Consider the following 14,347-nt stretch of genomic DNA (forward strand, 5'->3'; position numbering starts at 1 on the left):
CCGTTCACACCGTGCACGCGTGACCGCGGCTACCGGGTGAGCACGAGGGCTCAGACGGCGGCCGGGTCCTCCTCGACGAGGAGGTTGCGGGTGCGGTTGGCGTCCAGCGGGATGCCGGGGCCCATCGTGGTCGTCAGAGCGGCCTTCTTGATGTAGCGGCCCTTGGCGGCGGACGGCTTCAGACGGAGGACTTCCTCCAGCGCCGCTGCGTAGTTCTCCACCAGCTTGGTCTCGTCGAACGAGACCTTGCCGATGATGAAGTGCAGGTTGGAGTGCTTGTCGACGCGGAACTCGATCTTTCCGCCCTTGATGTCGTTGACAGCCTTGACGACATCGGGGGTCACGGTGCCGGTCTTCGGGTTCGGCATCAGACCACGCGGACCGAGCACGCGGCCCAGGCGGCCGACCTTGCCCATGAGGTCCGGGGTGGCGACGACGGCGTCGAAGTCCAGACGACCCTTGGCCACCTCGTCGATCAGCTCGTCGGCGCCGACGATGTCGGCTCCGGCGGCTTCCGCGGCCGCAGCACGGTCACCGGTCGCGAAGACCAGGACCCGGGCGGTCTTGCCGGTGCCGTGCGGGAGGTTCACGGTGCCGCGGACCATCTGGTCGGCCTTGCGCGGGTCAACACCCAGGCGGAAGGCGACCTCGACGGTGCCGTCGAACTTCGTGGTGGCGGTGTCCTTGGCGAGACGGACGGCCTCGAGCGGGGCGTACAGGCGCTCCCGGTCGATCTTGGCGTCCGCAGCGCGGAGGTTCTTGCTGCGCTTCACTTCTGCTCCTGTGGTTTCAGAGTGTGGAGTCGTGGTGCGGACCAGCGCTTGGTCCTACCACTGGGGGTTACGGGGCTGACTCAGCCTTCGACCGTGATGCCCATGGAACGGGCGGTGCCGGCGATGATCTTCGACGCGGCGTCGAGGTCATTGGCGTTCAGGTCGGGGAGCTTCGTCGTGGCGATCTCGCGGACCTGGGCAGCCGTCAGCTTGGCGACCTTGGTCTTGTGCGGCTCGCCGGAGCCCTTCTCCACACCCGCGGCCTTGAGGATCAGCTTGGCGGCCGGCGGAGTCTTCGTGACGAAGGTGAAGGAGCGGTCCTCGTAGACCGTGATCTCCACCGGCACGACCATGCCACGCTGCGACTCGGTCGCGGCGTTGTAGGCCTTGCAGAACTCCATGATGTTGACGCCGTGCTGACCGAGCGCGGGGCCGACCGGCGGGGCCGGGTTCGCCGCACCGGCGTTGATCTGGAGCTTGATAAGCCCCGTGACCTTCTTCTTCTTGGGAGGCATTGCTCTCTCCGGGTCCTAGTGAGAGTGTTTCGCCGCCGATCCGGTCATCCGGATGGAGGCATACCGCACAACGATAACGGGTATAGCTGTGCGACCAAAAACCCAGCAGGTCAGAGCGGCTGCGAAGCCCCTCTGACCTGCTGGGTAGGCATGTGTCCAGAAAGCGGCGGGAGGCGCCTAGTTCTTCTGGATCTGGTCGAAGCTCAGCTCGACCGGGGTCTCGCGGCCGAAGATCTCGACGAGGCCCTTGACCTTCTTCGAGTCGGCGTTGATCTCGTTGATCGTGGCCTGGAGCGTGGCGAACGGGCCGTCGGTGACGGTGACCGAGTCGCCGACCTCGAAGTCGAGCACCTGGACCTCGACCTTGCGGGCGGGAGCCGGCTTGCCCTCGGCCTCGGCGGCCTCGCGGGCGGCCTTCTCCTCGGCCTCCGGGGCGAGCATCTTGACGATCTCGTCCAGGGTCAGCGGGTACGGGTCGTAGGCGTTGCCCACGAAGCCGGTGACACCCGGCGTGTTCCGCACGACGCCCCAGGACTCGTTCGTCAGGTCCATGCGCACCAGCACGTAGCCGGGGAGCTTGTTCTGCCGGACGTTCTTGCGCTCGCCGTTCTTGATCTGGACGATTTCCTCTTCAGGCACCTCGGCCTGATAGATGAACTCCTCCACGTTCAGCGAGACGGCACGCTGCTCCAGGTTGGCCTTCACGCGCTTCTCGTAACCGGCGTACGTGTGGATGACGTACCACTCGCCGGGGAGGGTGCGGAGCTCGTCGCGCAGGGCGGCGATGGGGTCGACGGGGGCGGCCGGCTCGGCCTCCTCCTCGTCGGCGACCTCGGCGGCCTCTTCCTCGACGGCCTCGACGGCCTCGTCGACCGCCGCGTCCTCGCCCTCGACGGCCTCGGCCTGGTCCGGCTCCACGGAGTCAGCAGCCTCAACGATGTCGAGCTCGTCCGTGGCGGACTCTGAGGCGCCGGCCTCGGGCTCGACGGCGTCGTTCAGGTTCGGGTCAGACACGATGGCTGCTTCTTCCTGGATACAAAGGGTGGAACGTGCGAAAGGTGCGCCGGGTCCGACGCCTTCCGCGTGATCAGCCGAAGACGTACTTGACGACCCGGGCGAAGCCCATGTCGAGAACGGTAACAAGACCGATCATGACGACGACGAACACGATCACCACGGAGGTGTACGTCGTGAGCTGGCTACGCGTCGGCCAGACAACCTTACGGAGTTCTGCGACGATCTGGCGGTAGAACAGCGCGAGCCGACCCAGAGGGCCCTTCTTGCCGCGCTTGCCGCCCTTCCGAGTCTTCTTCTTCGACTCGGGAGCTTCATCATCGGCATCAGGCATGTCGATGGAGCCCACGGCGTCCGTCACGCTACTCACCTGATTCCGGGTCGTGGCCGTGCCGCGCCCGGTGGAGCCGCACGGCTGTGCAATGAAGTACGTACATGCGCACACATCCTGGCGAAGGAGTGTGTAGCAGGGCCGGAGGGACTTGAACCCCCAACCGCTGGTTTTGGAGACCAGTGCTCTACCAATTGAGCTACGACCCTTGGTGGTTTCCACCAACCTACCGCATCTTCCCCGGTGAACGGGTGCCGATGTCGGTGTGGCTGGTGAAGGCCAACGACAGGTGAGTGTACGTGCTCAGGGCCGCTGCGTCGAACAGACAACTACCGACCGGTCCTGTCCGGATGCTGTCCAGGTCCTGTCCGGTCCATGAAACCCCTGCGCCGACGGCTTTCGCGGTCTGCGAGCATGGGGCCATGAGCGCTGCAACTTCACCGTCCGAGCGCCGGGTTTCCGCCCGCATCGGCGCGATCTCCGAGTCCGCGACCCTCGCCGTCGACGCCAAGGCCAAGGCCCTGAAGGCCGCCGGGCGTCCGGTGATCGGCTTCGGGGCCGGCGAGCCCGACTTCCCGACGCCCGACTACATCGTCGACGCCGCGGTCGAGGCCTGCCGCAACCCGAGGTACCACCGCTACACCCCCGCGGGCGGGCTCCCCGAGCTCAAGGCCGCCATCGCGGAGAAGACCCTGCGCGATTCCGGCTACGAGGTCGACGCCAGTCAGATCCTGGTGACCAACGGCGGCAAGCAGGCCATCTATGAGGCCTTCGCCGCGATCCTCGACCCGGGCGACGAGGTCATCGTCCCGGCCCCGTACTGGACCACCTACCCCGAGTCGATCCGGCTCGCCGGCGGTGTCCCGGTCGAGGTCGTCGCCGACGAGACCACCGGCTACCGGGTCTCCGTCGAGCAGCTGGAGGCCGCGCGCACCGAGAAGACCAAGGTCGTCCTGTTCGTCTCGCCGTCCAACCCGACCGGCGCGGTCTACAGCGAGGCCGACGCCGAGGCGATCGGCCGCTGGGCCGTCGAGCACGGCCTGTGGGTCCTGACCGACGAGATCTACGAGCACCTCGTCTACGGCGACGCGACCTTCACCTCGCTCCCGGCGATCGTCCCCGAGCTGCGCGACAAGTGCATCGTCGTCAACGGCGTCGCCAAGACGTACGCGATGACCGGCTGGCGGGTGGGCTGGATCATCGGCCCCAAGGACGTCGTCAAGGCCGCGACCAACCTCCAGTCGCACGCCACCTCCAACGTCTCCAACGTCGCCCAGGTCGCCGCGCTCGCGGCCGTCTCCGGCCCGCTGGACGCCGTCGCCGAGATGCGCACCGCCTTCGACCGCCGCCGCAACCTCATCGTGCGGATGCTCAACGAGATCGACGGCGTCTTCTGCCCGGAGCCCGAGGGCGCGTTCTACGCCTACCCCGCGGTGAAGGACCTGCTGGGCAAGGAGATCCGCGGCAAGCGCCCGGCCACCACGGTCGAGCTGGCCGCCCTGATCCTGGACGAGGCGGAGGTCGCCGTGGTGCCCGGGGAGGCCTTCGGCACCCCCGGCTACCTGCGGCTTTCCTACGCGCTGGGCGACAACGACCTGATCGAGGGCGTCTCGCGGATCCAGAAGCTGCTGGGCGAGGCCAAGGCCTGAGAAGCCCGCGCCACCCGCTGACGAAGAGTGCCCCCGGCCGCCGGAACCCCCTCCGGCCGGGGGCACTTTTTTGTTCGAGCGGCCCCCGGAAGGGGAAAGCGGCTACCGCTCCGGCCCGCCCGTGCGGCAGGATCTTCCAATGGAGCGTGATGTACGTCTGTTGCCCAAGGCCCACCTGCACCTGCACTTCACCGGGTCGATGCGGCCCACCACCCTGCTCGAACTCGCCGACAAGTACGGGGTCCATCTCCCCGACGCCCTGACCGGCGGCGAGCCCCCCAAACTGCGGGCGACCGACGAGCGCGGCTGGTTCCGTTTCCAGCGGCTCTACGACATCGCCCGGTCCTGCCTGCGGTCCCCCGAGGACATCCAGCGCCTGGTGCTGGAGAGCGCCCAGGAGGACGTCGCGGACGGCTCCGGCTGGCTGGAGATCCAGGTCGACCCCACCTCGTACGCCCCGCTGCTCGGCGGGCTGATCCCGGCCATCGAGATCATCCTGGACGCCGTGGACAGCGCCTCCCGGGACACCGGCCTGGACATGCGCGTGGTGATCGCCGCCAACCGGATGAAGCACCCGCTGGACGCCCGCACGCTGGCCCGGCTCGCCGTGCGGTACGCGGACCGGGGCGTCGTCGGCTTCGGGCTCTCCAACGACGAGCGGCGCGGGATGGCCCGCGACTTCGACAGGGCCTTCGCCATCGCCCGGGACGGCGGTCTGCTGGCGGCTCCGCACGGCGGGGAGCTCTCGGGGCCCTCCAGCGTGCGCGACTGCCTCGACGACCTGGACGCCTCGCGGATCGGCCACGGCGTCCGGGCGGCCGAGGACCCCCGGCTGCTGCGCAGGCTCGCCGAGCGGCAGGTCACCTGCGAGGTGTGCCCGTCGTCCAATGTGGCGCTCGGGGTCTACGAGAAGCCCGCCGATGTCCCCCTGCGCACCCTGTTCGACGCGGGCGTGCCGATGGCGCTGGGAGCGGACGATCCGCTGCTGTTCGGTTCGCGGCTGGCCGACCAGTACGGCCTGGTCCGCCGCCACCACGGCTTCACCGACGCGGAGCTGGCCGAGCTGGCCCGCCAGTCGGTGCGCGGATCGGCGGCCCCCGTGGACGTACGGGAGAAGCTGCTGTCCGGGATCGACGACTGGCTGGCCAACTGATCTTGCCCAGCGGCGTGCGGGCGGCAGACGGCCCGGCGGGCGTGCGGCAGGGCGTGGGCGTCGCGTACTGAGCGCGTACGCCCGTCGCGTCGCCCCCACAGGCCCTACAGGCTGACGCCCACCGTCACCGGCTCGTTGACCAGCGTGACGCCGAAGGCCGCGTGCACCCCGGCGACGACCTCGCGGGCCAGGGCGAGGAGGTCCTCGGTGGTGGCCGCACCCCGGTTGGTGAGGGCGAGGGTGTGCTTGGTGGAGATCCGGGCGGGGCCGCTGCCGTACCCCTTGGTGAATCCGGCCCGGTCGATCAGCCAGGCCGCCGAGGTCTTGGTCCGGCCGTCCTCGGCGGGGAACGCCGGGGGCGTCACGTCCGGCCCGAGGCGTTCGTGGACCCGGCCGAGAAAGTCCTCGAAGGCGGCCGGTCCGAGGATCGGGTTGGTGAAGAAGGACCCCGCGGACCAGGTGTCGTGGTCCTCCGGGTCCAGCACCATGCCCTTGCCCGCGCGCAGCCGCAGGACGGTCTCGCGGGCGGCGGACAGCGGCACCCGGTCGCCCTGCTCGACGCCCATGGCCCTGGCCGTTTCGGGGTACTTGAGGGGCGCGGAAAGCCCGTTCGCATCTTCCAGCTCGAATCGGACACGCAACACCACGAACCGGTCGGGTTCGGACTTGAAGCGACTGTGGCGGTACGAGAACGCGCACTCCGTGTTCGGAATGGTCACGGTCTCCCCGGCGCGCCGGTCGTAGGCGACGACCTCCGTGATCGTGGAGGACACCTCCTGTCCGTACGCGCCGACGTTCTGGATGGGTGTCGCGCCCGCGGATCCGGGGATGCCCGCCAGGCACTCGATGCCGGCGAGGCCCGCCTCGACGGTCCGGGCGACGGCATCGGTCCACACCTCTCCGGCCGCCAGCTCCAGCGACGTGCCGGAGAGCTCGAAGCCCTCCGTGGCGATGCGCAGCGCGGTGCCGTCGAAGCCCTTGTCCCCGATGACCAGGTTGGAGCCGCCGCCGATGACCAGCAGGGGGGTACCGCTCGCATCGGCCTCGCGGACGGCGGCGATCACCTCGGCGTCGGTCGTGGCGGTCAGCAGCCGGGCGGCGGGGCCGCCGAGCCGGAAGGTGGTCAGGGGGGCGAGGGGAGCGTCGTGGAGTTCCTGCACGGGGACAAGGGTACGGTCCGTGGCGCCGCCGCTCGTGCGGGGCCACGGACCGTACGCCGGGGTCGGGCGGCTCAGGCGGCCACGGCCCGCGGCTCCTGCCCCGGCCTGCCCCGCTCCGGCTCCACCGGGCCGGGTGCGGCGGGTTCCGGGGTGGGCCGGCCGACGCCGCGGCGGCCCGGGATCAGGAGCGCGACGAGTGCGCCCAGGGCGACCGCACCGGCCCCGATCCAGAGGGCGGGCATCGTGCCGTCCGCGAACAGCCGGGGTGAACCGTAGCCGCCCTGTGCGGCGAAGACGGCGGCGAGGACGGAGACTCCGAGCGCCCCGCCGACCTCCCGCAGAGCGTTGTTGGCGCCGGAGGCGATGCCCTGTTCGGCGGGCCGGACGCTGGAGAGCACCAGGCTCGCGGCGGGCGCGAAGTACATCGCCATGCCGACGCCTCCGATGATCAGTGCGGGGAGCTGGACGGGGTAGCCGACCCCGGGTTCGACGATCAGGGCGAACAGGGCGAGCCCGACGGCCTGGAGCGCGAGCCCGGTGACCACGACCGGACGGCCCCCGAAACGGTCGGAGAGATGTCCGGCCAGGGGTGCCACGAGGATCGGCATCGCGGTCCAGGGCAGCATCCGCAGTCCGGCCTCGGTGGGCGAGTGGCCGAGGCCGTTCTGGAGGAACTGGCTGAGCAGGAAGATCGATCCGAACATCCCGAAGAACATCAGCAGGCTCGCGGCGTTGATCCCGAGGAAGGCCCGGCCGCGGAACAGCCGCATCGGCAGCATCGGGTTCTCCGCCCGCAGTCCGTGGCGCACGAACAGCCCGAGGAGCGCCGTCCCCGCGATCAGGCCGGTCAGGACGAGAGGACTGGTCCACCCGTGGCTCGCGGTGTTGACCAGTGCGTAGACGATCCCGAAGAGGCCGGCGCTGACCAGGACCGTGCCGCGGATGTCCAGGGGCGCCTTCGGGGCGTACGACTCCGTGAGCCGCAGGCGGGCCAGCGGCAGCAGCACCAGACCGATCGGCACGTTCAGCCAGAAGATCCACTGCCAGGAGATGTGCTCGGTCAGCGCGCCGCCGATCAGCGGGCCGCCGGCGACCGCCACCCCGGTCACCGCGCCGAAGACGCCGAGGGCCGCCCCCCGCCGCTCGGGCGGCACGGTGTGGCCGATCAGGGTGAGCGTCAGCGGCATCATGATCGCCGCTCCCACGCCCTGGACCGCCCGGAACGCGATGAGCTCCTCGATGCCCGGGGAGAGGGCCGCGGCGGCGGAGGCGGCCGTGAAGACGGCGAGCCCGGCCATGAACAGCCGCCGCCTGCCGTACCGGTCGCCGAGCGCGGCCCCGAGCATGAGCAGCACGGCGAAGGTCAGGGTGTACGCGTTCACCGTCCACTCCAGCTCCTCCAGGCCGCCGCCGAGGCTCTCCCGGATGGAGGGGAGGGCGGTGGTGACGACGAGGTTGTCGAGGGCCGCCATGAACGCGGCCACGCTGGTGATGACGAGGACCCAGACCGTTCCCCCGCGGTCTGCCGTGCCGTGCCGCTCGTGCATGTCTCCCCCTGCTGGCATGTCTCCCCCTGCTGATTAGTTATTGACCACTAACTTCTGCGGACAGCAAACCGGGCGTCCCGGGCTCACCGGACGAGCCCGGGACGACCGGTTCACTCGGCGGGCCTGGACGAGATGTGGAACCCCGACCAGGCGCGATGATCGGCCGGAAAGCCCAGCGAGGCGAGCGTGTTGATGAGCATCCCGTACGCCAGGAACGACGTCGTCTCGTTCTCGTCCGCGCCGAGCGCGAGGTGAACGTCGCCCCACATCCGCTCCCACGCGGCCCGCAGCGGCTCTCCGAACGCGCGATCACCCGCGGCCTCGGCCGCGGCGACGGCCGCGTACGACTGCATCTGCATCATCAGCTTCTCGCCGTCCTCGACGATCAGCCGCTGGTACGCCTCGGCCATGGCGCTCAGCGCCTCCTCCCCCTCCAGCCCCTTTGAAGCCGCCGCGAGGACCCGCCGGGTCTCCTCCAGGCAGCGCTCGGCGGCGGCGAGGAAGATGGCCTGCTTGTTCGGGAAGAGCCGGAAGAGGTACGGCTGCGAGACGCCGACCCGCCGGGCGATCACCTCGGTGGACGTCGCGTTGTACCCACCACGGGCGAACTCGGTGATCGCCGCCCGGACGACGCTCTCGCGCCGCTCTTCCGCACTCATCCTTGCCATGGAAGTAAGTTATTACTCAATAACTTTGTTGGCAAGGGCCCGGCAACCTGGACGGCAGGGGCCCGGCGCGACCGGACGGGCAACGCCCGGCGCGCACGGACAGGAGCGAGGGGCCTCCCCTGCCCGGCGTGCACGGACAGGAGCGAGGGGCGCTCCTCCTGCGGGAGGAACGCCCCTCGACTCCGACCACCGTGCCGGTGCGCCTCAGGCGAGCCGGACCACGGCCCGGGACATCCCCAGCACCTTCTTGCCGTCGCACAGGGCGACCAGGTCCACCCGGACCAGGTTCTCGTCCAGCAACGCCGCGACCTTGCCGCTGACCTCGATCAGCGCACCCTTGTCGTCGTTGGGCACGACGACCGGCTTGGTGAACCGCACTCCGTAGTCGACGACCGCACCCGGGTCGCCGGCCCAGTCCGTCACCACCCGGATCGCCTCGGCCATCGTGAACATGCCGTGCGCGATCACGTCCGGCAGCCCGACCTCGCGCGCGAACTTCTCGTTCCAGTGGATCGGGTTGAAGTCGCCCGAGGCGCCCGCGTACTGCACGAGCGTGGCCCGCGTCACCGGGAACGACTGCGCCGGCAGCTCGGTGCCGACCTCGACCGACCCGTAAGAGACCTTCGCCGTCATCACGCCTCCTCGGCGGCGCGCGCCACCAGCTTCGTGACCGCCGTGACCACCAGCTCGCCGGCCTCGTCGTGGACATCACCGCGAATGTCGAGAACGTCGTTGCCCGCCAGGGACTTGATGCTCTCGATCGTCGACGTGACCGTCAGCCGGTCCCCCGCCCGCACCGGACGCACGTAACTGAACTTCTGGTCCCCGTGGACCACGCGGCTGTAGTCCAGGCCCAGCTGCGGGTCCTGCACCACCTCCCCGGCGGCCCGATAGGTGATCGAGAAGACGAACGTGGGCGGCGCGATCACATCGGCGTGACCGAGCGCACGGGCTGCCTCCGGGTCGACGTACGCCGGGTGGGTGTCCCCCACCGCCTCGGCGAACTCGCGGATCTTCTCCCGGCCGACCTCGTACGCCGGAGTGGGCGGATAGGTCCGCCCCACGAAGGACTGGTCGAGCGCCATGAGCTCGCTACCTCCTGAGAAACCTGGTGAAACTGGTGAAAGACGAATGAGGGCACGCTCGCCGCACGGGGAGCGGCCCCGTACAGCGAACCCCATACAACGACACGAGGCCGCCCCCAGAGGGGACGGCCTCGTGTACGAGCCTGATTCAGCGCGTTTCGCGGTGCGCGGTGTGCGAGTTGCAGCGCGGGCAGTGCTTCTTCATCTCAAGACGGTCCGGGTTGTTACGCCGGTTCTTCTTGGTGATGTAGTTCCGCTCCTTGCACTCCACGCAGGCCAGCGTGATCTTCGGGCGGACGTCGGTGGCAGCCACGTGAGTGCTCCTTGGACGGACGTTGGACGGATGAACGCATAAAAGGGTAGCCGATCGAAGGACCGACCCAACAATCGGCTACCGTTAGTAGCGGTGACCGGACTTGAACCGGTGACACAGCGATTATGAGCCGCTTGCTCTACCGACTGAGCTACACCGCTTTGATGACGAGTCCCCCCGCCGAAGCGGGGTTTCCCGATCACCAGAGCCCCAATGCGGAATCGAACCGCAGACCTTCTCCTTACCATGGAGACGCTCTACCGACTGAGCTATTGGGGCGAGCGATGAAGACATTACACGGTCCCCGGCCGGTTGCCCAAATCCGTTTGTGCCGCCTCCTCCGGCCCCTCGTCCGGGGCCTCCCACACCCCCTGATCAGGCCTTGATCCAGGACGCGTCCGTACCCGGGCCGGGCCCGGCCGGCGGCCGGGGCAGGCGCACCGGTACGACTATTCCGCTCCTCCCGGAAGCCGCCTCCGCACGCCCCTAGGGTGTGGTCACTCCGTGTGATCTTGCACCCCTCCCAGGAGCGCGATGCCTGACAGCCAGCCACGGCGGCCCGACGACAACGCGCCCGACAGCGCCGACGCAGCCACCACCGCCGACACCCCCGCCCTCGTCCTCGGCGGTGCCCGCCTCGCCGACGGCCGGGCCGTGGACGTACGTCTCAGCGGCAGCCGGATCGAGGCCGTCGGCACCGCGGGCAGCCTCACCGCCCGCGGCCCCCGGATCGACCTGCGCGGCTATCTGCTGCTCCCCGCCCCGGCCGAACCTCACGCCCACAGCGACACCGCCCTCACGGCCGACAGCCTGGGCCCCGACAGTCCGGGCCCCGCGTCCCACCGCGCCGAGGACATCCAGCGCCGCGCCACGGAGGCGGCACTCCTCCAACTGGGCCACGGCGCCACCGCCCTGCGCACCCATGTCCGCGTCGGCGACGTCCAGGGCCTCGCCCCGCTCGAAGCCGTCCTCCAGGCCCGACGGGCCCTGCGCGGCCTCGCCGACGTGATGCCGGTCGCGGTTCCCCGGCTCCTCACGGGCATCGCCGGAGCGGACAGCCTCGCGATGCTGAGGGACGCGGTGAAGATGGGCGCGGCCGTCGTCGGCGGCTGCCCCGACCTCGACCCCGACCCGACGGGCTACACCGAGGCCGTCCTGGAGATCGCCGCCGAGTACGGCTGCCCCGTGGACCTGCACACCGACGCCGACGACCCCGCCCGGCTCGCCCGGCTCGCCGCGATGGCCGCGGGCCTGCGCCCCGGCGTCGCCCTCGGCCCCTGCGCCGGTCTGGCCCACCTGCCCCTGGACGCCGCGGCCCGCGCCGCCGACCGGCTCGCCGCCGCCGGGATCACCGTGGTCTGCCTGCCCCAGGGCGGCTGCGCCGGTTCCGAGCGCCGTACGACCGCCCCCGTACGCCTCCTGCGCTCCGCCGGTGTGCACGTCACCGCGGGCAGCGGCGCGCTGCGGGACACGGCCAATCCGGTCGGCCGCGGCGATCCGCTCGAAGCCGCCTACCTCCTCGCCTCGCAGACAGGGCTGCGCGCCGAGCAGGCGTACGCCCTGGTCTCCACCGGCGCCCGCGCCGCCCTCGGCCTGCCCGACGTGCGCGTCGAGGCGGGCTTCCCGGCCGAACTCCTCGCCGTACGCGGCGAACGGCTCGCCGCGGCGCTCTCCCTCGCGTACAGCCGCATCGTCATCCACCGCGGCCGGATCGTGGCCCGCACCAGCGCCGTACGCGAGTACTGCGACTCGGACGCCGACGCCGCCGCGGGTCTCGGCGGACTTCCGCGCCAGGGCCGGCCCGACCCCGGCGCCGGGCCGAGGAACTGAGCGCGACCCCGCCCCCCGGCGTACGGTCGGGGGTATGCGCATTGTCATCGCAGGTGGACACGGACAGATCGCACTGCGGCTGGAGCGGCTGCTCGCCGCACGCGGGGATGAAGCCGTAGGGATCATCCGCAACCCCCAACAGAGTCAGGACCTGACCGACGCCGGCGCCGAACCCGTCGTGCTGGACCTCGAATCGGCCACCGTGGAGCAGACCGCGGAGGTGCTGCGCGGCGCGGACGCGGCCGTCTTCGCGGCGGGCGCCGGGCCGAACAGCGGCACCGCCCGCAAGGACACCGTGGACCGCGACGCCGCCGTGCTGTTCGCCGACGCGGCCGAGGCGGCGGGCGTCCGCCGCTATCTCGTCGTCTCCTCGATGGGTGCCGACCCCGACCACCCCGGCGACGAGGTCTTCGACGTGTACCTGCGGGCCAAGGGCGCCGCCGACGCGGCCGTTCGCTCCCGCACCGCACTGGACTGGACGGTCCTGCGCCCCGGCATGCTGACCGACGACGCGGGCACCGGCCAGGTCCTCCTGGCCGCCTCCACGGGCCGCGGCCCGATCCCCCGCGACGACGTGGCGGCCACACTGCTGGAGCTGCTGGACACCCCGGCGACGGCGGGCCTGACCCTGGAGGCGATCTCCGGGAACGTGCCGGTGACGGTGGCGGTGAAGGACGTCGCGGGCAACTGAGGGCTCGCGGGTGGCTGAAGCGGGCCGCCTCGCCGGGCTTCGGACAACGAGAAAGCCCCCGACCGGAGAACCGGTCGGGGGCTTCGTTCGCGTGGCGGCGCCAGGGTTCGAACCTGGGTAGGCTGAGCCACACCGCCTCGAACGACGCCTTGGATCTCGTGGTGAGCTCCTTGGCGACGACGTAAACAATACCTGATGGCCAGGGGTGCTCCGCCACCTCATTGATCAGCGCCCGGAGGGTGCGGCGGTGGCTAGGCTTTGGCCTGTATCCCCACGCACATTCGACGCAAGGAGCCACACGTCATGGCCGACTCCAGTTTCGACATCGTCTCGAAGGTCGAGCGGCAGGAGGTCGACAACGCCCTCAACCAGGCCGCCAAGGAGATCTCCCAGCGTTACGACTTCAAGGGCACGGGCGCCTCGATCTCGTGGTCGGGCGAGAAGATCCTGATGGAGGCGAACGGCGAGGAGCGCGTCAAGGCCATCCTCGACATCTTCCAGTCCAAGCTGATCAAGCGCGGCATCTCGCTGAAGTCGCTGGACGCCGGTGAGCCGCAGCTCTCCGGCAAGGAGTACAAGATCTTCGCCACGATCGAGGAAGGCATCTCCCAGGAGAACGCCAAGAAGGTGGCGAAGACGATCCGCGACGAGGGCCCGAAGGGCGTCAAGGCCCAGGTCCAGGGTGACGAGCTGCGCGTCAGCTCGAAGAGCCGGGACGACCTCCAGGCCGTTCAGGCGCTGCTGAAGGGCAAGGACTTCGAGTTCGCGATCCAGTTCGTGAACTACCGGTAGTCACGGCAGCCGACTGCCGCACGCAACGGGGCACACCGCCGAGGCCGACCTCGACGGCGTGCCTCTTCGCGTTGGTGGCCCGTGTGGTCGTGCGGAGTCCGCGGGGCGCATGGGGCGTGTGGGGTGTGCGGGGCCTGCGGGGCGTGCGGATGCGATGTCCGAATACCGCCGGTGGTGGTGGGCGGACCGGCGCAGACTGGCCGTACGGACCGGGGAAGTGAGAAGGCATGACGACGACGGTGTACGCGCGGGTGGAGAGCCCGTTGGGCGAGTTGCTGCTGGTCGGCGAGGAGCCGGCGGTGGCGGTGGCGGACGGGCCTGATCCGGGTGGGGCCGGCGGAGCGGCCGGGGCCGACGGGCCCGGAGGTGTCCGGCTGCGTTCGTTGTCCGTGCCCGGCCAGAAGGGCGGCGCGGTCGTCCAGGACGGCTGGCGGCACGCCCCCGAGGCGTTCGCGGAGATCGCCCGGCAGCTGGAGGCGTACTTCGCGGGGCGTTCGACGCGATTCGAGGTGCCGGTGGCCGAGGGCCTGGGCACGGAGTTCCAGCGGCGGGTCTGGGCGGTGCTGGAGTCGATCCCGTACGGGAGCACGGTGTCGTACGGGGAGGTCGCGGCACAGGTCGGCGCCTCGGGCGCCGGGGTGCGGGCGGTGGGCACGGCGATCGGGCGCAATCCGCTGCTGGTCGTACGGCCGTGCCACCGGGTGATCGGGGCGGACGGGGCGCTGCGGGGCTATGCGGGCGGGCTGGAGCGGAAGAAGCTGCTGCTGGGGCTGGAGGGCGGGGCAAGGCGGTCCGAGCCGTGACGCCCACGCCGCCTTCGCCCTCC

16 protein-coding genes and 3 tRNA genes are annotated in these 14,347 nt (G+C 70.6%); 6 read left to right on the forward strand and 13 right to left on the reverse strand.

The window, feature by feature from the left end; translation table 11 throughout:
* Positions 1–50: 50 nt before the first annotated feature.
* The 5 genes from rplA to IE145_RS03030 form a co-directional block, all read right to left on the reverse strand.
* Complete coding sequence (gene rplA, locus IE145_RS03010) at positions 51–773, reverse strand: 50S ribosomal protein L1 (protein ID WP_006126873.1); 723 nt, start codon at positions 771–773, stop codon at positions 51–53.
* A gap of 80 nt (positions 774–853) precedes the next feature.
* Positions 854–1,288: a 50S ribosomal protein L11 gene (rplK, locus tag IE145_RS03015; protein WP_006126872.1), complete on the reverse strand. Its 435-nt coding sequence runs from the start codon at positions 1,286–1,288 to the stop codon at positions 854–856.
* Positions 1,289–1,465: 177 nt separating this feature from the next.
* Positions 1,466–2,302, reverse strand: coding sequence for a transcription termination/antitermination protein NusG (gene nusG / locus IE145_RS03020; protein WP_189518476.1), 837 nt, complete (start codon positions 2,300–2,302; stop codon positions 1,466–1,468).
* 73 nt (positions 2,303–2,375) lie between these two features.
* A complete protein-coding gene (secE, locus tag IE145_RS03025; RefSeq protein WP_010071801.1) occupies positions 2,376–2,663 on the reverse strand; it encodes a preprotein translocase subunit SecE in 288 nt (95 codons plus the stop codon).
* Positions 2,664–2,769: 106 nt separating this feature from the next.
* Positions 2,770–2,842, reverse strand: a tRNA-Trp gene (locus tag IE145_RS03030).
* A gap of 213 nt (positions 2,843–3,055) precedes the next feature.
* Here IE145_RS03030 and IE145_RS03035 point away from each other — a divergent pair.
* Both IE145_RS03035 and IE145_RS03040 read left to right on the forward strand, forming a co-directional pair.
* On the forward strand, positions 3,056–4,282 hold the full coding sequence (locus IE145_RS03035) for a pyridoxal phosphate-dependent aminotransferase (protein WP_189518478.1): 1,227 nt from the start codon (positions 3,056–3,058) through the stop codon (positions 4,280–4,282).
* Between the two features lie 139 nt (positions 4,283–4,421).
* Entirely contained in the window at positions 4,422–5,435 is a 1,014-nt protein-coding gene (locus tag IE145_RS03040) for an adenosine deaminase (protein WP_189518480.1), read from the forward strand.
* Between the two features lie 104 nt (positions 5,436–5,539).
* Here IE145_RS03040 and IE145_RS03045 read toward each other — a convergent pair whose 3' ends face one another.
* The 8 genes from IE145_RS03045 to IE145_RS03080 all read right to left on the reverse strand — a co-directional run bounded on the left by IE145_RS03045 (position 5,540) and on the right by IE145_RS03080 (position 10,487).
* A complete protein-coding gene (locus tag IE145_RS03045; protein WP_189518482.1) occupies positions 5,540–6,595 on the reverse strand; it encodes a UDP-N-acetylmuramate dehydrogenase in 1,056 nt (351 codons plus the stop codon).
* 71 nt (positions 6,596–6,666) lie between these two features.
* Complete coding sequence (locus IE145_RS03050) at positions 6,667–8,142, reverse strand: MFS transporter (RefSeq protein ID WP_189518647.1); 1,476 nt, start codon at positions 8,140–8,142, stop codon at positions 6,667–6,669.
* A gap of 110 nt (positions 8,143–8,252) precedes the next feature.
* Complete coding sequence (locus tag IE145_RS03055) at positions 8,253–8,801, reverse strand: TetR/AcrR family transcriptional regulator (RefSeq protein ID WP_189518650.1); 549 nt, start codon at positions 8,799–8,801, stop codon at positions 8,253–8,255.
* Between the two features lie 213 nt (positions 8,802–9,014).
* The gene (locus IE145_RS03060; RefSeq protein ID WP_189518484.1) at positions 9,015–9,443 is read right to left on the reverse strand and encodes a MaoC family dehydratase; all 429 of its coding nucleotides are present in this window, start codon (positions 9,441–9,443) and stop codon (positions 9,015–9,017) included.
* Positions 9,443–9,895, reverse strand: a complete 453-nt coding sequence (locus IE145_RS03065) for a MaoC family dehydratase N-terminal domain-containing protein (RefSeq protein ID WP_189518486.1) — start codon at positions 9,893–9,895, stop codon at positions 9,443–9,445. The genes IE145_RS03060 and IE145_RS03065 overlap by 1 nt, the downstream gene beginning before the upstream one ends.
* Before the next feature lie 148 nt (positions 9,896–10,043).
* Positions 10,044–10,208 (reverse strand): 50S ribosomal protein L33, encoded by a 165-nt coding sequence (gene rpmG / locus IE145_RS03070; protein ID WP_003956487.1) that lies wholly within the window; start codon positions 10,206–10,208, stop codon positions 10,044–10,046.
* 88 nt (positions 10,209–10,296) lie between these two features.
* Positions 10,297–10,369, reverse strand: a tRNA-Met gene (locus IE145_RS03075).
* A 45-nt stretch (positions 10,370–10,414) separates the two neighbouring features.
* A tRNA-Thr gene (locus IE145_RS03080) sits at positions 10,415–10,487 on the reverse strand.
* Between the two features lie 255 nt (positions 10,488–10,742).
* Here IE145_RS03080 and IE145_RS03085 point away from each other — a divergent pair.
* The 4 genes from IE145_RS03085 (at position 10,743) to IE145_RS03100 (ending at position 14,324) form a co-directional block, all read left to right on the forward strand.
* Positions 10,743–12,038 carry an amidohydrolase family protein gene (locus IE145_RS03085; RefSeq protein ID WP_189518488.1) on the forward strand — a complete coding sequence of 432 codons (1,296 nt, stop codon included), beginning with the start codon at positions 10,743–10,745 and terminating at the stop codon, positions 12,036–12,038.
* 34 nt (positions 12,039–12,072) lie between these two features.
* Entirely contained in the window at positions 12,073–12,729 is a 657-nt protein-coding gene (locus IE145_RS03090) for an SDR family oxidoreductase (protein WP_189518490.1), read from the forward strand.
* A gap of 303 nt (positions 12,730–13,032) precedes the next feature.
* Entirely contained in the window at positions 13,033–13,521 is a 489-nt protein-coding gene (locus IE145_RS03095) for a YajQ family cyclic di-GMP-binding protein (protein ID WP_010056669.1), read from the forward strand.
* Positions 13,522–13,748: 227 nt separating this feature from the next.
* Positions 13,749–14,324 carry a methylated-DNA--[protein]-cysteine S-methyltransferase gene (locus IE145_RS03100; protein ID WP_189518492.1) on the forward strand — a complete coding sequence of 192 codons (576 nt, stop codon included), beginning with the start codon at positions 13,749–13,751 and terminating at the stop codon, positions 14,322–14,324.
* The last annotated feature ends 23 nt before the right edge of the window (positions 14,325–14,347 follow it).

This window comes from Streptomyces sindenensis, from assembly GCF_014649035.1.
Taxonomy (GTDB): domain Bacteria; phylum Actinomycetota; class Actinomycetes; order Streptomycetales; family Streptomycetaceae; genus Streptomyces; species Streptomyces sindenensis.